Here is a 23,594-nt window from a genome sequence, read left to right on the forward strand (position 1 = left end):
ATTAATTTCTTTCCTTTGCTTGTTCTGCCTTAACGTACTTGGATAAAATATTTAAAGAAAGAATATCAGAACCATTGCTTTTAGCTTCCAGACAGGCCAGCTTAATAATATTACTAATATTAGCCCCAGTGAGTTGATAAGTTTCCGCAAGATATTCAGGGCCGTGATTCTCCTCAAATTGAAACCCGGAAGGGATACTTTGATTCCATAAATATTGTCTTTCTTCTTTTCCCGGAGGAGATATAAAAATGGAAGTAAGAATTCGTCTTCTAAAGGCAATATCAAGATTCTGATTAAAGTTGCTGGCTAATAAAACCAGACCTGGAAATTTCTCAATACGCTGTAAAAGATAAGCTACCTCCTGGTTAGCATACCGATCTTTAGCATCTTTCACTTCAGTTCTTTTACCAAAAAGGGCATCTGCCTCATCAAAAAACAATATGCATTCTTTAGATTCCAGTCGGTCAAAAATCTTTTCCAGATTTTTCTCTGTCTCACCTATATATTTTGAAACTACTCTCGACAAGTCTACTGCATATACTGGTGTATCCAGTTCCTTACCCAGAACAGAAGCTGTGAGTGTTTTACCTGTACCCGGAGGTCCATATAACATTGCTACATAGCCTCTCTTAACCTTTTTAGCAAAGTCTGCATCCTCATACAATTCATTGCTGTACTTAACATAATTAATTAAGGAATTAAGCTGTTCTTTGGTGTTCTCTTTTAATACCAGATCGGAAAAACTTTTATTGGTTGTCAACAATGTTGCCGGGAAGTCAGCGGAAACCTGGATAACAGGCTTTTTCCCGGTCATCAGAGAACAATAATGTTCATCGCTAACCCTGAGTATTCCATTCTCAAAAGTCTCTGTCTCTGCTCTGTTTACATGCAGTACCTGTTCTTTTATCAGTCTGCTATCTATTAACTGATTTAAATACAAGGCTCTTTTTACGCTATCAAATCCAGCGAGTAAAAATAAAATAGTTCTTATCGTTGGGGAAATAGTTGTTTGATCCTTTTCCTTCCCTCCCCCGGCCCAGTAATTCAATTTTTCATTAGACCATAACGGTAATAATGAAAAAGGCTGGAACTGTGAGGTAAAAACTACGGAGACCATGAATAACTCGGCAATTGAAGTATCAAATTCTTCGACCAGTTGTGACCAAGAAGAATTTTCAGGCACCTGTGGTATATCGCTTAAATCTTTAAATTCTTTAGGTGAAGAATTATTTTTAATCTCATCCAGTCGAGAATACATTACTTTTTTAACCCAGGATTCTACTTTGCTAAAAGCAGAAATATTCGTGGCCAAAGATTCGAATTCTATTGAATTGCCGGTAATTTTACTAACAGATTTTTTTTCACTGGTTTTCTTAAGGGTATCCAGCATATAAAAATATTATTATGGTTGAAAAAATGAATTCGATCAAAGGTTGAAAGATTTTCTCGAATTGATCCCAATAATACAATATACTGCGTTTTCAACCAAACTCTAATAATAAAAAAGCCGGATAAAAAATCCGGCTTTATATTTTCGATATATTTTTATCAATTTATCAGTCAGTTGGACCTTTCCAAATTTCAACCCATCCTGAGAATGAATCACCACCCGGAACTTCGAGGTAGTAGTAGTAAACACCATCAGGCTCATCACCACCATCAAATCCATCTTCATTATCGTAATCATCAGTTTCATAAACTGTACGTCCGTATCTGTTCGTGATTACTAATCTGGAATTATCCGGAAGATTTCTGATATAGAAGGTATCATTAAAGCCATCATTATTCGGTGTAAATACGTTTGGTATAAAGATACTTTGATCTTCAGGCACTTCTACCTCGCTTGGATCTTTTGTTATTACACAACCTCCTGCATCTCTAACCGATACTAAATAATTACCGGCATATAATTCATCAAAAGTAATCTCATACTTTAATGAATTAGGATTTCTTGGAACATCCATCCAGTCAATAAATACTGCATGACTAGGGTCACTAGCTGGTTCTATGAGTTCTATAGAAACTTCATATCCAGGAGTTCCACCAATAATATCTGTCACTCGGAAAGAACCAGTTGGTCTGTCTGGGAATGACACTTCATAATTATCGATTACGAATGATATTGGTTGATTAATGATAAATTCTTTGACTTCACTATTTACATCAGATCCCGAAGGACAATTAGATTGCGTTTGAGTTAATTGTGCTGAATAAAAATCCTCAATTAATAAGAAATCAAAAACATCAGTATCATCGAGTAAATAATTTCCTCCTGAAATATCACTATATGCAATATCAAAAGTTCTGTTATAGCTACCTGGTCCACCAGCTAAATCTCTAATCTGCAATTTAAAATCTACACCAATTTCACCCTGAATGTCAGTAAGCAACAATAACTGTTGATTATCCTGACAGATCACTTGTGGTGTAAAATCAACCGCTAATGGGCCTCCTGAAATAGTAATTACCTGCTCATTTGGACAAGCATCGGCATCAATACCTTTTACAGCGACATAATAAGTACCCTGATCCAAATTAGAGAATACAAATCTTCCATTGGATGGGACTGATACAAAACCAGTATCAACACCAGGCTGTTCAGCTATTGCTATCTCATAAGTTCCCGGAAGGAATGAAGGATCTATCTGAATTTCAATTGCTCCGTTTCTACCATCTCCTGCACAAGTAGGATTACTTGCATTTGATGTAAATGCAACTAAACCAGGACTTGGAACAAAGAATTGAATAGCTTTACTGCAATCTACTCCAGTATCAATAATCAATAATTCATGAGTACCTCCTGTTAATCCATCAAATATTCCATCAGCAGGGAATGCAACCGGAGTTCCATCCAGTTGATATTCATAGCTTCCTGTACCCCCGGTTATATTGGAGATTTCAACAGCACCATCATTTGTATTACAAGTTGCTTCTTCAAGCACTGTTACATCGGCATCATAGTCTTCATACTCATTTCCAATAATTATTGTTGTTCCTGCAAAACAGGCATCATTTTCACTTCTTCTAAAACTGATTACCAATTCATTTGATGGTTCAGCTCCTGCAGGTAACCCTGTGATCACGTCTCCATTGATAAATGAATTCCAGTTAACTCCATCAACAGACCATTGTAATACATCTCCATTAGGTTCATCAGGGAATGTTACCCTCGCCGACCCTGAAGGACTACCTACACAAGTTGAGTTTTGAACTTGCGTTACTACCGGCTCACCAATTGTGCCCGATCGGTCTATTGTAAATTGACCTGTCTTAATACAAGAAGAATCACCATATACTACAGTATAATCATAGATTCCCTGAGGAAGTCCGTCAAAGGTGAAATCATTAAAATTAGTTCTTTCAGCTGGTCCGGTAATGTCAATAATTACTCCTACAACATTATTTGCCGGAGTTTCCGGAACAATATCAAAGAATACCCCACCATCAGAATTTGAACATGTTGCAGCTGTTGGTTCAGGGGTAATCTGTACTGTGGCACATTCGCCTGTGCCCCCACCGGTACATGCCGGATCATCTGCAGCAAGTGTAGTCGATTGAACCACATTAGAATTTATACTTGTGGCACAATTGTTTATTGCTCTTACTCTCGTAAATAATGTAGTCTCAGCAGGAATACCTGTTACTTCAAAAGTGTTTACATTTCCAATGTCTCTACTATTGTAATTAGGAAGTATAGTATTAAATCCTGCATCAAAAGCAACGTCGATAACATATGAAGTTGCTGATGGTACAGCATTCCAGTTAACGGTGTATCTGTCACACAATTCATTTGATGATGAGATTGCAGGTGCAGATGGCGTTCCAATTGTTGTTATAGAAGCTACAGTTGAATATTGACCTGTGGCACATGTATTATAGCCAGCTACACGGACAAAATATTCAGAATTCTGAGTTAAACCAACAACATCATAGCTAAGGCTATTACCAACATCAGCATTGTCTACAATCTTTGTAGTGAAGCCAGCATCAGTTGCGATATCTACAAAATAACCTGATGCTCCGACTGCTGCATCCCATATCAATGTAAATGCATCACAATCAATTGTTGAAGCCTGAATATTTGAAGGTGCTTGTGGTCCTTCATTTGAAGGAGTTGCTGATTCAATATTGCTATCTCCAGAAATCCCACAACCATTTACTGCTCTTACTCTTACCTGGTAATTCGTGCCAGGTGTAAGACCGTTAATAACCTCAGTAGTCTGATCAGTTGAAAAACCGTCATAACCAGGAATAAAGGTTGTAAAGTTATCCGTAGAAATATCTAATTCGTATGAAGATGCAGAGGTGACACTATTCCAGCTAACCGTAATAGATTCACAGATTGCATCAGTAACCGGATCAAGAACAGGTGCCGTAGGTGCCGCATCATCAACCTGAATTGCAATACCAGCAGATTCTGCTGGACTTCCTACCGCACAAGTTAAAGTTGGATCTGCTATAACTCTAACGGAAACCACATCTCCATCTGTTAAAGTACTAGTCGAGAATGTCGAAGAAGTCTCTCCAGAAACATCTACACCATTTATTATCCATTGGTAAGATGGATTCTGTCCGGCATTAGAAGCATTAGCTGTAAAAGAAACTACTGTACCAGAACAAATTGCTGTTTCCGAAGCATTAACATCAACTGCTACGGGTGCCTGACCACCTACATTAATTATTATTCCACTTGACTCAAATGGTGAATTAGTTACACAACTTAATGCTGGATCTGCAGTTACAATCAGGCTTACCTCATCTCCATCGCTTAAAGTAGTGGTCGTGAATGTTGCTGAAATAGCCCCATCTACTACATTACCATTAATCAACCATTGATATGATGGATTTGCTCCGGCATTTTGTGTCTGAGAGGTAAAATTAACTTCTTCACCATCACATACCTGTGTTCTGTCTGCATTAATAGTAACATCCATTGTCAATTCAGATACTCTTTGAATCTGAATGGTATTTGACGTTGCTGGACTTCCCTGTACACAACTAGCCGACGGATCTGATGTCATTTGGACATAAACTTCATCACCAGTTACAACCGAACTGGTAGTAAAAGTTTCTCCAAACTCACCTGTCGGATTTCCATTTATAAACCATTCATAAGTTGGGTTTATTCCTGAGCCTATGCTGAGGGCAACACTAAATGTTACATCATCATTAGTACAAGAAGGATTTTGATCAAGTTGTATCGCCACAAATGCTGTTAACTGATCAACAACATTTAATGTTATTTCATTTGATTGAACAGGATTTGCTGCTGCACAGGTAAATGATGGATCAGCAGTTACATCCAGTCTTATTACATCTCCATCTGATAAGGTATCAGTAGCATAGGTATCTGAATTTAAACCTGCTACTAAGGTTCCGTTTACATACCATTCATATGTTGGATTAGTACCTGCATTGGTTACTGAAGATGTAAATGTCACTACATCATTTATACATACTGGATTTTGGTCAGCTGATATCTGAACATCAGGATTAATGTTGTTAGTTGTATTAACAGTTATTTCATTTGATTCAGCAGGGTTATTGGTTACACAAGTTAATGCAGGATCTGCATCAACAACTGCTTTCACTAGTTGACCATCTGCTAAAACAGCTGAATAAGTTAATCCGGTTTCTCCCGAAACAACTACATTATCTACCAGCCAGCTAATCGATGGGTTTCCTCCTGCATTGCTAAGAGTAGCAGTAAATGTAATTGGCTCTCCATCACATACCGGATTTTGATCAGCTGTAATACTTATTCCAACCGGAGTTGGTGTATTTAATTGTATAGTTTGATTATCAGAAACTGTAGTTGTTGTGGCACAAGTTAATGATGGGTCAACAGTCATCTCAACAGAAACAACTTCTCCACCATTTAAGGTAGTCGTATTAACTGTTAAAGATTCTGTGTTTTCACCCGCAATTAAATTGCCATCTATAAACCATTCATATGTTCGGTTAGCTCCTCCATTTGTTGGCTGAGCTTCAAATATTATATCTTCTCCTGGACATGCCGGATTATTCGAACTTGTTAGAGTAACTGATGGATCAATTGATGTTGATACATTAATTATTACTGCATCAGATGCTTCAGTTGTAGTTGCACAGGTAAAAGAAGGATCAACTGTTACTGTTAATGAAACTTCCTGACCATCAGTCAGGCCTGAAGCAACAAAAGTGTCTCCATTTTCTCCTGCCTGATCAACTCCATCTATTTGCCATTGGTAAGTAGGATTAGGTCCTACTGCATTAACTGTTGAAGTAAATAAAACATCATTTCCTGAACAAATTGGATTTTGATCCGGAGTTATTGAAACAGTCGGATTAAAATCAGTACCTATTGACATTGGAATTGAGTTGGACTCAACTGTTGCCGGTGTGATACAATTTGCTGTTGGATCTACAGTCAGGAATGCTGTTACTACATCACCATCATTTAGAGAGTTCGTTACGAAAGTCAGACCGTTTTCACCTGCTATATCAGTACCATTTACTCTCCACTGAATTCCAGGGTTAGTTCCTCCGTTAGTTACATTTGCTGTAAAAGTAACATCATCACCTATACAGGCTGGATTTTGATCCACTGAAATGGAAATATCAGAAATAAGATTAGGTTCTATTGTTATAGCAACCGGTGTTGAGGTAGCCGGACTACCCGTTGCACATGGATTACTACTAATCACTTCTAAAGAAACATCATAAGTTCCAGGAGCAAGTCCGGATAAAACAAATGTATCGTTAGTTTCTCCGGCAACTGCATTGCCATCAACTTGCCATTGGTAAGAAGGATTTGTTCCACCACCGTTAATGGTTGAAGTGAAAGTAATCGATCCATCCTCACAAATTAAGTTTTGATCTGCCGTAATATCTACAGTGAGATTTTCAGTTGGAGAAATATTAACAGTTTCTGTAGAATTAGCCGGACTTCCACTTACACAGGTAAATGTTGGATCAGCTGTCATAATTACCTCGACAACATCGCTATCATTTAATGTCGATGAAGTAAATATTTCAGAGGTCTCCCCTGACTGAAGGGTTCCATTTACATACCATTCATATGATGGATTTGTTCCACCATTAGAAGGAACAGCTGTAAATGTTATCAAATCTCCGGCACAAGCTGGATTTGGATCAGAAATTATATCAACTGATGCCACCAGGTTATCCTGATAGTCAACAGTAATATCATTTGATGTGGATGTATTTGTAGTAACACAAGTAAATGTCGGGTCGGTTATTCTTACTTCAGCAGAAACCAGGTCGCCATCATTTAAAGATGAACCTACGTAGATTCCTGAATTATCTGCCTGAACTTCACTGCCATTTACGAACCATGCAACTTCAGGGTCAACACCTGAATCTGATGTTGAGGCAATAAATGTAATAGTTGTTCCGGTACAAGCAGGATTTTGATCCGCGGAAATCGTAATTGACGGGGTAACTCTAGGCGTGGTATTTATAACCTGATTACCCAGATCAACAAAACACCCACTAGCGTCTAATACAAATAATGAATAATTTCCTGCTGGTAAATCATCAATTAATGAATTATCATATGGGTAACTATTTCCTCCATCAACACTAAATCGATATGGTGGCGTACCTCCATTTATATTTTGTAATTCGATACTTCCATCTGCATTTCCTTCACAGGATTCATCCGTGAGAATAATATTATCTACAGTGATATTTGCTCCCGGATTTATTGTAGCTGTTGAAGAGACTGTACATCCGTTGGCATCACGAACTACAATATCATAAGTTCCTGCTGACAGACCTGTGAAATTATTCGAGTTCTGGAATGTCGATCCATTATCTATACTGTATTCATAATCAAGTGTACCTCCTGATGCAGAGATAGTTATTTCTCCTTCATTACCAGTTGTACATCCTGCATCTATAGAGCTAATATTATCAATAACCAATGGTGCTGGTTCACTAACATTTGCTTGAACTGTTGCTAAACAACCATTGCCATCTCTAACAACTATATCGTAAGTTCCAGCTACGAGACCGGTATAAGTATTGGATGCCTGGAAAGTGGCACCACCATCAATACTATATTCAAAAGCACCGTTTCCTCCTGAAGCAGTTATTACTAACTCACCATCGGAATTTCCATTACAAGTTATATTTGTAACATCAACATTATCAATTATTACTGATGGAGCAGCATTTATCGTCACCTGGTTAACTGCAGATTCACAATTATTTCCATCTCTGGCAATTACATCATAAGTTCCTGCTGCTAATCCAGAAAATGAATTTGAAGTCTGGAAAGTTGCCCCACCATCAATGCTATATTCATAAGGTGCTCCGGCTCCTCCACTTACTGCATCTATAGTAATGGTTCCGTCAGAAGCTCCATTACAAGTTTCGTCTGTAGAAGAAACCGCATCTATAGAGACTGCAACTGGTTCATTTACAGTTGCATTACCACTGATAGTACATCCATTCGCATCTTGAACAATTACATTATAAGTCCCTGCGCTTATTCCTGCGAAGCTATTTGTTGTCTGGAATGTTGCTCCATTATCAATGCTGTATTCATAAGGAGCAGTGCCACCAGTTACATTATTTATAGTGATTGTTCCATCCGATGCTCCATTACATGTTGCATCAGTTGCATCGATCGAACCAATTGCCAATGCTGTTGGTTGATCAATTATAATATTTGAAATAGCTGATAAACAACCATTTGAATCTCTTACCTGAACATCATAGGTTCCGGCTGCTAAACCTGTGAAGGAATTCGAAGCCTGGAAAGTTGTACCCCCATCAATGCTATATTCATAAGTTCCACTTCCGCCGGACACTGCATCGACAGTAATCGTACCGGTTGATTCTCCAAAGCAAAGTGCATCACTTGCTGTAAGATTGTCGATTGTTACTTCTGCTGGTTCATTGATTGTAGCCTGAGTAATAGTAGACAAACATCCGTTTCCGTCACGAACTTGTACGTCATAAGTTCCAGCTGCAAGACCTGAGAAAGTATTGGACGCCTGGAAAGTAGCTCCACCATCAATACTGTATTCAAAAGTTCCGTTTCCTCCTGAAGCAGTTATTGCTAATTCACCATCGGTATTACCGTTGCAGGTAACATCTGTTGTTCCAATATTGTCAATTAAAACCTCAGTGGCTGCATTGATTGTCACCTGGTTAACTGCAGATTCACAATTATTTCCATCTCTGGCAATTACATCATAAGTTCCTGCTGCTAATCCAGAAAATGAATTTGAAGTCTGGAAAGTTGCCCCACCATCAATGCTATATTCATAAGGTGCTCCGGCTCCTCCACTTACTGCATCTATAGTAATGGTTCCGTCAGAAGCTCCATTACAAGTTTCGTCTGTAGAAGAAACCGCATCTATAGAGACTGCAACTGGTTCATTTACAGTTGCATTACCACTGATAGTACATCCATTCGCATCTTGAACAATTACATTATAAGTCCCTGCGCTTATTCCTGCGAAGCTATTTGTTGTCTGGAATGTTGCTCCATTATCAATGCTGTATTCATAAGGAGCAGTGCCACCAGTTACATTATTTATAGTGATTGTTCCATCCGATGCTCCATTACATGTTGCATCAGTTGCATCGATCGAACCAATTGCCAATGCTGTTGGTTGATCAATTATAATATTTGAAATAGCTGATAAACAACCATTTGAATCTCTTACCTGAACATCATAGGTTCCGGCTGCTAAACCTGTGAAGGAATTCGAAGCCTGGAAAGTTGTACCCCCATCAATGCTATATTCATAAGTTCCACTTCCGCCGGACACTGCATCGACAGTAATCGTACCGGTTGATTCTCCAAAGCAAAGTGCATCACTTGCTGTAAGATTGTCGATTGTTACTTCTGCTGGTTCATTGATTGTAGCCTGAGTAATAGTAGACAAACATCCGTTTCCGTCACGAACTTGTACGTCATAAGTTCCAGCTGCAAGACCTGAGAAAGTATTGGACGCCTGAAAAGTAGCTCCACCATCAATACTGTATTCAAAAGTCCCGTTTCCTCCTGAAGCAGTTATTGCTAATTCACCATCGGTATTACCGTTGCAAGTAACATCAGTACTGGTAATATCATCTATTACAACCTCAGGGGTTGAATTAATAGTTACCTGGTTTATTGCAGATAAACACCCATTATCATCCTCAGCAACAACGTCGTATATTCCAGCAGCCAAATTGTTAAAAACTTTAGAAGCCTGAAATGTAGTTCCTCCATCGATACTATATCGGTAAGGACCATTTCCTCCGGAGACTCCATCAACAGAAATTCTTCCATTTGTATCTCCGCTACAAACTACGTCGTCTGTATTAATAAGATCAATAACGACTTCTGCAGGTTCAGAAACTGTAGCTATATCAGTAACAGTACAACCATTTGCATCTCTAACAACTATATCATACGTTCCGGCTGTCGGATTAAAAACATTTGAGGATTGAAAAGTTGTCCCGTTATCAATACTATATTCATAAGGTGTGGTACCACCTGTTACACCACTTATAGTAATTGATCCTGGTTCTCCAAAGCATGTTGCGTCAACTACATCAACAGAGCCAATAGAAAGAGCTGCAGGTTCTGATAGAGTTACACTTTCTATATTGGAAAGGCAATTATTTAAATCTCTAACTATAAGGTCATATGACCCTGGTGTCAGGCTAGTAAAAGAATTTGTATTTTGATAAGTTGCCCCACCATCGATACTATATTCATAACCACCATTTCCCCCTGCTACATTATCAAAGATTATAGTTCCATCATTAGCTCCGTTACAAGTAATATTAGAACTATTAACATCAAAGGTTATTGGGTCTGGTTCACTAACGGTGACTTCATTAGAGCCTTCTGAAGGACCTGTACCATTGTTATCCCGTACAAATACCTGATATTTTCTAGGTTCAAGATTTGTAAAAGTATATGTATCCGTTGAAATATTAGGTACTGTTTGTAATAGTCCACCTGGAAATGCATCTGCATCAAAAAGAAATAAAGTATAATCTGGGGTCCCATTTTGGATGGTAACTGTAACTGTTCCATCATCAACACCATTACAAGTTATGTCTGTAGAAACTGCTGTCACAGATATCTGTGCATTGGCTGTGTATGCAGATACTATAAAGAATAAAACCAGAAATAAATTTTTCGTTATATAATTTTGTTGACTCATTCTGTAATGAATAATTTAATATTTACTGACCGTTATAAAATTGAATAAGTCCGGTATGAAAGCTAGTTCCATCACTTTGAAAAAACTTCACAACATACTCCTTATTTTTATCCAGATCGCTAATAATTAATTTATCATTAGTGACAATACCCTTTTTTATAATTTCAAAATCAGGCATTTCACCTTCAAAAAGCTGGTATTTCAATCCTTCTTGTTTATTAGTCAAATCAATCTCTAATGAGAAAATATCATCCCCCTGATCAATTATTTTATATTCAATAGGATCATTACTAGAGTTAAATGACAAAGAAGCGTTGAAAGACGCTAATATTAGCAATAGTGAAAAGAATACCTTTCTCATATTAAAAAAAATCCGGATTTAACTTTATTTATAAATAGGTTCTAAATCGTTATTGTAACCTCTTTTATCGATAATTTTCTTTTACTAATCTAAAAAATAAGGCTGATCTTAAGAAAATTCAGCACGAGAAACCATATACTATCCCGTGAAATTACATCATTAAATGATAATTATAGCCATTTTTCAATTAAAAATACAATTTTAAGAGACCTTAATTCGCTAATGGGTGTATAAATTCCTTTATATATAACACTTATAATTATTTCTTCTTTAGACAGCCTCTAAATAGCTTTTAAAATCTCTAATCCATTAAATAGTCTTTAAAGATTAATTCCTTTTATTTATCTTCGTGGCTCAAATTAGTTTAAGCTAAAATTAGACTGTACAAATATGGCATTTGATATTGACATGATTAAGGCAGTTTATGAGTCAATGCCAGGCAAAATTGAAAAAGCCAGGCAACTTGTAAATCGTCCACTTACTTTAACTGAGAAGATCTTATATAGTCACCTTCACGACAATCAGCCGCTTGAGAATTTCGAGCGTGCAAAATCGTATGTTGATTTTGCTCCGGACCGAGTTGCGATGCAGGATGCGACTGCACAGATGGCTTTGTTACAGTTCATGCAAGCAGGAAAAAAGCAAGCTGCTGTACCATCAACTGTACACTGTGATCACCTTATCCAGGCAGAAATTGGCGCTGACAAGGATCTTGAAAAGGCAAAATCTAACAATAAGGAAGTTTATGACTTCTTAAGTTCTGTTTCAAATAAATACGGAATAGGCTTCTGGAAACCGGGAGCGGGTATCATTCACCAGGTGGTTCTTGAAAACTATGCTTTTCCTGGTGGAATGATGATCGGTACTGACTCTCACACTGTTAACGCAGGTGGTCTTGGTATGGTCGCTGTAGGTGTAGGTGGTGCTGATGCCGTAGATGTTATGGCTGGAATGCCTTGGGAACTTAAATTCCCTAAACTTATTGGTGTTAAGCTTACTGGTAAACTTAGTGGCTGGACATCTGCAAAAGACGTCATCCTAAAGGTTGCAGGAATCCTTACTGTAAAAGGCGGTACTGGTGCAATTGTCGAATACTTTGGCGAAGGTGCTGAGTCTCTCTCTTGTACTGGTAAAGGTACAATCTGTAACATGGGAGCTGAAATTGGAGCAACAACTTCAACTTTCGGTTATGACAACAGCATGTCTGAATACCTGAGATCTACCGAAAGAGCCGAGGTTGCAGAAATGGCTGATAAAATCAAAGAACATTTAACTGGTGATGCGGAAGTTTATGCTGATCCTGAAAAATATTTTGACCAGGTAATCGAGATCAATCTTTCTGAGCTTGAGCCTCATATTAATGGTCCTTTTACTCCGGACAGGGCAACTCCTTTGTCTCAGTTCGCTAAAGAAGTAAAAGAAAATAACTGGCCTGAAACTCTTGAGGTTGGATTAATCGGTTCTTGTACAAACTCTTCTTATGAGGATATTACCAGAGCAGCTTCAGTTGCTGAAGAAGCACAAGCTAAAGGACTTAAAGCAAAAGCTGAGTTCACAATTACTCCTGGTTCTGAGCTGGTAAGATATACTGTTGAAAGAGATGGCTACCTGAAAACTTTCGAGAACATGGGTGGTGTAGTTCTTGCAAATGCTTGTGGTCCTTGTATTGGCCAGTGGGCAAGACACACTGATGATCCGAAGCGTAAGAACTCGATCATTACTTCATTCAACAGAAACTTTGCTAAAAGGAATGATGGTAACCCGAATACCCATTCATTTGTAGCTTCTCCAGAGATAGTTACAGCATTTGCCATTGCGGGTGATCTTACTTTCAACCCAATGACAGATACGCTTAAGAATGAAGCAGGTGAAGAAGTGAAACTTCCTGAGCCAAAGGGTATCGAGCTTCCAATTAAAGGATTTGCTGTTGAGGACGCTGGTTATCAAGCACCTGCAGAAGACGGTAGCGATGTTGAAGTAATTGTTAATCCTGATAGCGAAAGATTACAATTACTATCTCCATTCGATGAATGGGATGGTGAGAATATCACTGGAATGAAGCTACTTATTAAAGCTAAAGGTAAATGTACTACTGACCATATTTCTATGGCTGGCCCATGGTTAAGGTACAGAGGTCACCTAGACAACATTTCAAATAATATGTTAACCGGTGCTGTTAACTTCTTTAATGAAGAAACTGACAGTATAAAAGATCAGATTTCAGGAGAATATGACAGTGTGCCAAATGTAGCTCGTCATTATAAGGCTGAAGGCATTCCTTCTATCGTAGTTGGTGATCATAACTATGGGGAGGGTTCTTCTCGTGAGCACGCAGCTATGGAGCCTCGTCACCTGGGTGTAAGAGTGGTATTAGTAAAATCATTTGCTCGTATCCACGAAACAAACCTTAAGAAGCAAGGTATGCTAGGTCTTACTTTCGAAAATGAAAATGATTACGATAAGATTCTTGAGGATGATGTGATCGACATCATTGACCTTGATTCTTTTGCTCCTGGTAAACCAATTACCTTAAAGCTTACTCATGCTGATGGTAGCACTGATACGATTGTAACTAACCATACTTACAATGAAGGTCAGATCGAATGGTTTAAAGCGGGCTCTGCATTAAATCTTATCAAAAAGCAAAATGCTTAAAATCATAATAAGTACATAAATAAAAAGGGATCGAAAATCGATCCCTTTTTTTATTAATTTAAAATATATTTTTGTAAATACTTCTCTCCTTCATCCGGCTTTACTTTCACATGCCAGTTATCCTTAATGATCAAAACAGGTGATTCTTTACACCTACCCGTGCATTTGGTTTTTATTACTTTGAACTCCGCCTTAAGATCATGCTTCTTTGCTGCTTGTGACAAGCTCTTTTCCAATTCCTTACTACCACACTTTTTGCATGACTTCCCGTTACATACAAAAGCAAAATGTTTTACAGCATCTTTTTTACTCATAACTCATGTAACGCAATAAAACCTAATATGTTAATTGAATTTTGAGCAAAAACTCACTAAATCTTTCATCATCAAATTACCCGCTAATTGCCTGCATTAACAATGCGCAAATATAAGCTCCATAGGTACCCAACGCATAACCTAATACAGCTAATAGAACTCCTACAGGTGCTAGAGAGGGGTGAAACGCTGCTGCAACTACGGGTGCAGATGCTGCTCCTCCAATATTTGCTTTACTACCTACAGCAACAAAAAAGAATGGGGCTTTAATTATTTTAGCCACAACTAACAAAATAATGACATGGAAAGACATCCAGATCAGTCCAATCAGAAAATATTGCGGATATTCAACTACTGCACCAACATCCATTTGCATACCTATCGAGGCTACCAGTATGTAAATGAAAATACTCCCAAATTTACTCGCTCCTGAACCTTCTAATTTACGTGCCTGGGTAAAAGATAATACAAATCCAATAGTAGTAGTCACTATAATTAACCAGAAAAAGGAAGAACCCAAACTCATTTTACGACTTGCATCAGGGAAGTTGGTTGAAAACCATGGGGCAAGATTATCAGCAACAAAGTGACCAATCGCCACTGCAGTAAATGCAACAGAAAGAATGATCATCATATCTCTGAAAGAAGGAATTTTGGCTACTGAAAGACTAAAATCCTCCATTTTCTTTTTAAGATTATCAATGGCTGAGGTATCTGCTTTCAATTTTTTATCTAAGATGTGTGTCCTTGCCGCACCGATAAGTAAGAACGCCATCCATAGTTCGGCAACCAAAACATCTACTGCAATCATAACTGAATACAATCGGCCACTTGGTTTAAACACTTCATACATAGCAGCCTGATTGGCTCCACCACCAATCCATGACCCGGCTACTGTTGACATTCCTCGCCATAAGGTATCAAAAAACTCTTCTCCTATCAAACCCGGAAATAAAGTATATGCAAGCCACAAAGCAACCGGACCTCCAATTATAATGCTTATAGTCGCAGTGAAAAACATGATTAACGCCTTCGGACCCAGTTTTAATACCTCTTTAAAATCAATACTTAACGTTAATAAAACCAACCCTGCAGGTAACATAAACCTTGATGCCACATAATATACATTAGATAATGAAGCGTTTACTATTCCAAATAAGCTAAGTAAAGAAGGAATAAAATAGCATAATAATAGAGCCGGAATTACTGAATAGAATTTCTTGAAAAATGGTATTTTACTACCGGAAGTGTAAAATATCAATCCGAGAATAAACATTAACAAACCAAAAACAACAGCATCATTTTGAATTAATGGTCGTTTTTTGATCAAATAAAATGATTTAGCAATTGTTTCCTCTCCGGAAATAATTTTCACTTTAATTTTTTCATGTCTTGAACCACTTAATCTTATATAATTTTTATCAGGAATGGTTTCCAGCCCGTAAGCTTCAATTATCAAGCTGTCCTTTCCTACTTCCATATAATCATCTAAATGGATAAAAAATGGACCTTCCTTAAGAAAATAGGCACTTTCAGGTCGTAAAAGATCTATCTCTACTCCCTCTTCATAAGTATTTTCAAATGCGAAATCAGATTTTTCCTGACTTAACCCGAAATAAAAAGTAGAAAGAATCAATAAAAGTGATAATAAATTTTTCATGAATTATAGGTTCTTAAGTATGGTTCGTAATTCAGACAACATCATTGCTGTTGCACCCCAGACAATATGGCCTTCAACATCAAAATAAGGAGCATGCAATCTGATGCCTCTTGCAGCCTGAATGTTTGTTGTTTTTACAGTCTCCGGATCAATCAAACTTTTAACCGGAAACGGAATAATCTTTTCAACCTCTCCCTCTTCCGGGACAAAGTCTGGTTTGTAATCTAGATAACCAATAGAAGGTATCACTAAAAAATTACTTGCGAATATAAAAAGCTCAGATAAATTACCCAAAATATTAATATCTGAAGAATTAACACCTATCTCTTCCTCTGTTTCCCTTATCGCAGTTTCAATTAAATTTTTATCCCCCGGTTCTTGCTTTCCTCCAGGCAGACTGATCTGTCCACTATGAACCCCAGGATACTCAGGCCTCAGCATTAATGGTAGCGAAATAGTTCCATCATCTTCGGGGTAAAACAAGACCATCACACCGCCCATTTTAGCATCCCGGCCAGGATTAAAATATTTTTCAGCAAGATTTTCATCAAATCTGGCAGACATTTCCAGCTGCGCAGACCTCCCTGGCAGCGGTTTTTTTAATATCCTTTCAAGTTTCTCTATAAAACTCTCAAAATTTAACTCCTCCATAAATAAGGTTTAACATAAGCATTTTATATTTGCTTTGATTTATAAACTTTAAAAATAGACAAAACCAGCTATTTTACTACAAGAATTTGTTTTGAGTAATTAATTGTATTAGATTTCAGTTATTTAGTTGCATTTTTCAGGTTGAAATCTGAGATACTTTTTCTAAGACGCCATTTTTTGTTGATATGTATAGGTATATTTTTCTACTAGCAATAGTTATCTTAATAGGAACGGAGCATGCTGTTAATGCCCAAAGCCCAGGTGAAATAATCCAACCTTCTTCTGATGCAGGAATTGATGCAATACTCGATCCTAATGGTGATGGGTGGATTACGAATACGGGTTCCGCTTTTACAGGAACTAATGAATCATCTGAATTTGAATTGAATTTCATTGGAATTCCTGGCCCTAATGAGATTAATGGAGATGCTATCGAAGGTGGCGATTGCGGGAATTATGATTTTGTAACAGGTCAGGATCAAACCGGGCTTTATTATTATTATTTAAATCCTGATAGCGCAATCAATACTGCAGATGACGGGGTTATATTCAGAGCTAGATCCGGTGACTTAAACTCAAATGACGTTTCTCTTCATGTATTAATAGAATCAAATCCTGACCATGCCGGTTTTGACAGAGAAATATCCATATCAACTTACACTTTCTTTGGTTTCCAATTACAATTAAAAAGCATTTTTAATCTTGAAACCGGTCAGGAAACAAATGTATATGAAAACGTATTTCAGCACAGTTTGGCTAATCCAAATGCGGGAAGTTGTGTAGTTCCGGTATTTACGGATATGTACTTCGATCTTTCTGAAATTGGTATATCAGCCGATCAGGATATCAAAATCACAACAGTTATTGCCAGAAACAGAAATAACTGGACTGGAGCTATTAATGCAACAAGTAGCGTTTTTGATAAAGAAATCTCTGACATTTATAATGTAGATGACTCTGGAATCACTGATATTAATTCTGGATTAGCCCAAAGCATATCAGGCTATCAGTATTTCACTTTGGCGGGTGAACCTCCGGTTATTAACACCACAGATGCCAATGTTGATGAAAATGCACCGGTGGGCACAGAGGTAATTACGGTTGATGCCTCAGACCCGGACAATGACAACCTCCTGTTTAAAATTATTGGAGGTAATATCAATAATGCTTTCACTATTGATAAAAACACTGGATTAATTACTGTGACTAATCCTGCAGCAATTGATTACGAGACAAATCCAACATTCGAACTTATCATTGAAGTAAGAGATAGAAATGGCAATAAGGTTCAGGGAACAATTACTATTACAGTAAATAATGTTAATGAACCACCTTCAATATCTGGCACTGATCAGGAAATTGATGAAAACGCTGACGCAGGTTTACTCCTGACCACATTAATTCTGAGTGATCCGGAAAACAATATTGAAACTGTTGAAATTACAGGAGGAAATATTAATAATGCATTCTTAATTGACTCGGATGGTAATATCAAAGTAAATAATTCATCTGCAATTAATTTTGAAGAGACCCCGGAATTTAATCTCGAAATCACTGTAACTGATATTAGAGGGCTCACTGCAATCATAACTATAAAAGTGACAGTGATAGATATCAATGAACCTCCTACAACAGATAGTAAATTTGTGGAAGTAGTTGAAAATTCTCCTGTAAATACTATTGTTTCAGAATTATTGGCAACAGATCCAGATGGTAATTTTGCAGGATTTGAAATAATTGGAGGAGACGGAGCTGATTATTTTAATCTTTCTGCAGATGGAACTCTAACTGTGGGAGATGCTTCTGTTTTAAATCATGAAGTAAATCCTGAATTTACAATAATTGTAAGAGTTGTAGATGAGGAAGGTCTTGGAAGTGAAGCCCAAATTACAATTAAAATTGGTGATATTCCGGAACCACCGGCAATTTCGGCATCTGATGAAACTGTAGAGGAAAATAGTCCTAATGGCACCTTAATAACTACAGCTATTGTCACAGATCCAGAAAATAACGTACTCCGGTTATTTATAACAAACCCTGATACTCCTTTTGGAATAAGAAATAATGGAGAGATTTATGTTGCTAATCAGTCTCTTTTAGATTTTGAATCACAACAATCCTGGACACTTCAATTGGGGGCAATTGATAATACTGACCTTGAAGGATCAACCTCTATAACAATTACCGTATTAAATATTAATGAAGCCCCTTCTGCAGATACTTTATTTTATGAAGTATTAGGTGGTGAAATGATTTCTGACAATATAGTTAAATACCTTAGCGACCCTGAAAATGATCCAGTGAATTTATCTTCAACTGGCTCTATTCAGAGTGACTTTGGTACTATCACTTATAATAACACAGGGTTTGAATATCTGGCAAACAACTGCTCAAGTGGTACGGATTACATTTCTTATAAAGCGTGTGATAATGGTAGTCTTTGTGCTGAATCTATATTAGCAATTACCGTTATTGTGATGGATAGTGATGAGGATGGTATACCAGATCATATTGAAATTGGTGAAGATATCAACAACCCACTGGATTCTGACGAAGATGGCACTCCTGATTACCTATCAACAGATAGTGATGGTGATGATATCCCTGATTCAGAAGAAGCGGGTAGCGATCCTTGTAATCCGGCAGACTTCAATAATAATGGCATTCTTGATTATAGAGAAGAAGAAATAGTTATTAAACCTTTAAAACCAACTAAAGGATTTTCACCAAATGGTGATGGTAATAATGATTTCTGGACAATCGAGGGAATCGGAGAATTTCCACAGAATAGAGTAGAAATTTACAATCGATGGGGGAATTTGATCTATCAGGCCACAGGTTATGACAATTTTAATGTAAGGTGGGAAGGTCAAAATACAGAACTAAACTTAGGTGGTGAAGGAGCTCCCGATGGGACATATTTTTATTTCTTATACATTGAAGGATCATCTAAACCCTTGCAAGGATTTTTAGTGTTAAAAAGGTAACAAATGAAACGGGTTTTAATAATATTTATTTTTTTAAATATCGCAGGATGGAATATCCAGGCTCAGCAAATGCCTATGTATTCTCAATACATGTTTAATGGTGCTGCGATTAATCCTGCTTACGCAGGTAGCCAGGATGCATTTTATGCTTCAATTTTATGGAGAGAACAATGGGTTGGAGTCGAAGGAGCTCCTTCGACACAGACTTTATCAATTCATAGCCCATTGAAAAATCAAAAAATAGCGATCGGTGGTTTATTGTACCAGGACCAAATAGGAGTTACCACTAACAGGGCTATTATTCCTCAATTAACATATCGTATTCCGAGTGATAATGGAATCATGTCATTCGGATTACAAGCCGGTGTAATAAATTATGATGCGGATTATTCCGAGATTTCTTCAACCGATCCTGCTTTCAAAAATGTGACAATAAATAGCTGGAAGCCAACATTTGGTTTTGGTATATATTATTATACTGATAAATTTTACCTGGGTGCTTCTATCCCTCAAATGAATGAGATCTATATCGATGATACAAATGACAGTTCTGAAGCTGTATTAACTACGCATGCTTTTGTTACCGGTGGTTATGTATTTGATATTAATGCGGACATTAAACTTAAACCACATTTGCTTGTGAAATATGCAAAGGGATCACCCTTGGGTTTTGATATGAATGTTACAGCCATTTTCCGTGATGTTTTATGGACAGGAGTATCCTACAGATATCAGGAATCATTTACAGGATTACTTAAACTTCAGGTAACTGAAGGATTGCAATTTGGTTATAGTTATGATTTCATGACAAATAAAGACTGGAGAATTTATAGTTCAGGTACTCATGAACTTATGCTTAGCTATAGATTTACTTTTGATAAGAATACTACGGTTACTCCAAAATACTTTTAATACCGGATGAACGACATTAAATATTTTATCATACTTATAATATCGCTAAACTGTTTTTCATCGACAGATGCATTTGCTCAGGGGTCTATTTTCACAAACCTGAAAAATCCCGTTGATATTGCTCAGAATTATTACGATGACAAACAATTCGAGAAGGCGATCCCATATTTTCATCAGGCGATAGATGAAAATAAAAATGTGCCTGATGTGATTAAACTTCAATTAGGCGAATGTTATTATCGAACTAATAAGCCTTCAAAAGCTTCAAAATGGCTTGGTGAAGGTTTAAAGTCAGGTGGTCTTGATCAACCTCGTTTCTTTTTATATTATGCAGAAGTGCTAAGCAGCCAGGGTAAATATACTGAAGCTGGTACTTTTTATACTTTATACAGAAAAAATACTGATGAGGTTAGCAGACCAAAAAACAAATTGGAAGGTATTTACCAGTTAAACACCTTCTTTGAAGACACTGCCTATTTAAGTGTTAAAGAAGTTATTGCTCCTGAAAATTCAAATATCTTTTCACCATATATTTACAATGATCAATTATATGGTGTCTCCAATAAAACCGGTCACCCTGCATTTAAAGGCAGTGTTTCTGATTATGATCTTTTTAAAATTGAATTTTTCAATAATGAGACAATTAAAATAGAACTTCCTTCACCTATCAATTCAAATAATCATGAAGGGCCAATAACCTTTTTTGATGAAGGGAAGAAGGTTATTTTTACCCGTACTGTTACAACCAGAGAAAAGCCTCAGGGTGTGCTTAAGCTTTTTTATTCGGAACTCATTAATGAGAAAAAAAATAAATGGTCAAATCCTGAAGCATTACCATTCAATAACGATGGCTATTCCTGTGGTCACCCGGCAATATCAGAAGATGGCAACACTTTAATATTTGCCAGTGATAAACCAGGAGGAGAAGGCGGTATGGATCTCTACATAACCTTTTACAGGAATGGAGAGTGGAGTGTACCAGTAAATATGGGTGATGAGGTAAATACTGAAGGGCACGAACTTTTTCCATTACTAATAGACCAAACCCTTTATTTTTCCGGAAATGGTCATGGCGGACTTGGCGGTATGGACATTTACAGAGCCATTGTGCACAACACTCAGGTTGTTAAAGTAGAAAACATGGGTGCTCCAATAAACAGCCAGAATGATGACTTTGGTATCAGTTTTAATGCGGATCAGAGGTCAGGTTATTTTTCTTCTAACCGACCGACTAAAAGTGGTGATACAGATAAAGTATTCCGTTTTAATAAAAGTCTTGTTCCAACTCCGCATCTAAGTGGAATAATTATGGACTTTGATAATAACCTTAAGGTCAGAGGTGCCGAAATCCTTTTGATGAATGAATCTGGTGAAGTATTAGAACAATTTTTTGGTGGTCGAAACGGACAGTTTAGATTTCAATTAGAAAGAAATAAAAACTACAAATTGATGGCCAGAAGAAAAGGATTTGCTTCAGAAGAAACCCTCGTCAATACTTCAGACTTGTTTGTGGACAATCAATTAATAAAGTTACCTCTTGTCCTTGAATCTTTATTATTACAAGGGGTGATCAGAGATAAAGAAAATTCTGGTTTTATAGATGGTGCCAAGGTAATTTTAGTTGATGAGACCAATGGCCATTTCTATGAGTATACAACCGGTGACGATGGGATGTATGACTTCATCATGGAAGAAGGATCTGATTATTCCTTATTTGTTACTAAAGAAGGTTTCTTTGAGAAAACTATTGATATCGAATCATTCGGTCTCAATTATGGATTGATTTCATATACAGTAGATATGAATCCTGTCATTTCAGGCGAAAAATTACTTTTTGATGACATAATGTTCGAAGATGGGACAGCTAATTTGACTGAAGATGCTAAAACTGAATTAAATAATATTGCAAAAGTCTTAAATGCTCAAAAGTTTTATAAGATCAAATTTTACGTCCACACAGATAGCCGCGGTAATGCCGTCGAAAACATGAAATTAACACAAGAACGAGCAAGAGGGATTAAGAATTATCTCGTTCTCAAAGATATAGATCAGGATAGAATACAAGCATTTGGTCTTGGTGAATCAGAACCTATAAATAAATGTGTTGATGGTGTCGAATGTACTGAGCCTGAATATATGATGAACATCAGAGTTGAAGCAGAGCTGACATATTAGCAAATAAAAGTGATGAGAAAATAAAAAAGCCGGCTAATACCGGCTTTTATTTTTTTTCAAATATCTCTTTATTATTCCTCTCTGTAAGTGATTTTAGGAATTTCCCTATCGATCATATAACGACCTTGGGTCTCCTCTCCTATCACATCGAATAATTCAAGACATCTTCTGGCTACATATTCTTCCTCACGTTGTTCTTCTAGGAACCACTGTAAGAAATTAATTGTACTATGATCTTTTTCCTTGTAGCAAACATCTACTAGATTATTGATAGATTTTGAAACAGCTATTTCATTTTCTAATGCAACCTCAAAAATTTCTTTGAAGCTTCCATAATCCTGTCTGACTTCTGTTATTGTTGGTGAAACTGCGTGACCTCCAACATCATTCACATACTTAAATATTTTAAGCATATGAGCTCTTTCTTCATCAGATTGTTTATAGAAATATTCTGCACTGTTTTCAAATCCATTAACCTCGCACCAGGATGCCATAGCAAGATAATGAGAACTTGAGGCAGCCTCAATTCTTATTTGTTCGTTCAACTGACTTTCAACTTTTTCAGTCAGTGATGTATTCAATCTTATTAAATCTTTCATGGTTATAAGATTTTATTTATACTTTAATAACTGTAAATGTAAAAAGAAGTTACTGAAAAACAGTGGTAAAAAACCAATTCAGAATAAGTCTAAATCAGGG

The 23,594-nt window shown here is 37.0% G+C and carries 11 protein-coding genes; 4 read left to right on the forward strand and 7 right to left on the reverse strand.

The features are described from left to right. Position 1: 1 nt before the first annotated feature. The 3 genes from OO013_RS00795 to OO013_RS00805 all read right to left on the reverse strand — a co-directional run bounded on the left by OO013_RS00795 (position 2) and on the right by OO013_RS00805 (position 11,541). A complete protein-coding gene (locus OO013_RS00795) occupies positions 2 to 1,390 on the reverse strand; it encodes an ATP-binding protein (protein ID WP_266054615.1) in 1,389 nt (462 codons plus the stop codon). Positions 1,391 to 1,556: 166 nt separating this feature from the next. Further along, on the reverse strand, positions 1,557 to 11,180 hold the full coding sequence (locus OO013_RS00800) for a fibronectin type III domain-containing protein (RefSeq protein ID WP_266054616.1): 9,624 nt from the start codon (positions 11,178 to 11,180) through the stop codon (positions 1,557 to 1,559). 22 nt (positions 11,181 to 11,202) lie between these two features. Next, a complete protein-coding gene (locus OO013_RS00805) occupies positions 11,203 to 11,541 on the reverse strand; it encodes a hypothetical protein (protein ID WP_266054617.1) in 339 nt (112 codons plus the stop codon). Between the two features lie 390 nt (positions 11,542 to 11,931). Here OO013_RS00805 and OO013_RS00810 point away from each other — a divergent pair, with 390 nt between their 5' ends. Next, positions 11,932 to 14,196: an aconitate hydratase gene (locus OO013_RS00810; RefSeq protein WP_266054618.1), complete on the forward strand. Its 2,265-nt coding sequence runs from the start codon at positions 11,932 to 11,934 to the stop codon at positions 14,194 to 14,196. Positions 14,197 to 14,249: 53 nt separating this feature from the next. On the opposite strand, the gene OO013_RS00815 is transcribed toward OO013_RS00810, so the two are convergent. From OO013_RS00815 to OO013_RS00825, 3 genes are all read right to left on the reverse strand, one after another. Continuing rightward, on the reverse strand, positions 14,250 to 14,510 hold the full coding sequence (locus tag OO013_RS00815) for a (2Fe-2S) ferredoxin domain-containing protein (RefSeq protein WP_266054619.1): 261 nt from the start codon (positions 14,508 to 14,510) through the stop codon (positions 14,250 to 14,252). A 76-nt stretch (positions 14,511 to 14,586) separates the two neighbouring features. Further along, positions 14,587 to 16,170, reverse strand: coding sequence for a DUF819 family protein (locus OO013_RS00820; RefSeq protein ID WP_369414875.1), 1,584 nt, complete (start codon positions 16,168 to 16,170; stop codon positions 14,587 to 14,589). A 3-nt stretch (positions 16,171 to 16,173) separates the two neighbouring features. Further along, positions 16,174 to 16,821: an NUDIX hydrolase gene (locus OO013_RS00825; protein ID WP_266054620.1), complete on the reverse strand. Its 648-nt coding sequence runs from the start codon at positions 16,819 to 16,821 to the stop codon at positions 16,174 to 16,176. Positions 16,822 to 17,006: 185 nt separating this feature from the next. Between OO013_RS00825 and OO013_RS00830 the strand changes: the two genes are divergently transcribed. From OO013_RS00830 to OO013_RS00840, 3 genes are read left to right on the forward strand one after another with little or no spacing between them, the layout of a single operon-like run. Beyond that, on the forward strand, positions 17,007 to 19,808 hold the full coding sequence (locus OO013_RS00830; protein ID WP_266054621.1) for a cadherin domain-containing protein: 2,802 nt from the start codon (positions 17,007 to 17,009) through the stop codon (positions 19,806 to 19,808). A gap of 3 nt (positions 19,809 to 19,811) precedes the next feature. After that, positions 19,812 to 20,720 (forward strand): PorP/SprF family type IX secretion system membrane protein, encoded by a 909-nt coding sequence (locus tag OO013_RS00835; protein WP_266054622.1) that lies wholly within the window; start codon positions 19,812 to 19,814, stop codon positions 20,718 to 20,720. A gap of 6 nt (positions 20,721 to 20,726) precedes the next feature. Further along, entirely contained in the window at positions 20,727 to 22,895 is a 2,169-nt protein-coding gene (locus OO013_RS00840) for an OmpA family protein (RefSeq protein WP_266054623.1), read from the forward strand. A gap of 71 nt (positions 22,896 to 22,966) precedes the next feature. On the opposite strand, the gene OO013_RS00845 is transcribed toward OO013_RS00840, so the two are convergent. Further along, positions 22,967 to 23,494, reverse strand: a complete 528-nt coding sequence (locus OO013_RS00845; protein ID WP_266054624.1) for a ferritin — start codon at positions 23,492 to 23,494, stop codon at positions 22,967 to 22,969. Between the last annotated feature and the right edge of the window lie 100 nt (positions 23,495 to 23,594).

Origin of the sequence: Mangrovivirga halotolerans, from assembly GCF_026241165.1 — a bacterium.
GTDB lineage: Bacteria > Bacteroidota > Bacteroidia > Cytophagales > Cyclobacteriaceae > Mangrovivirga > Mangrovivirga halotolerans.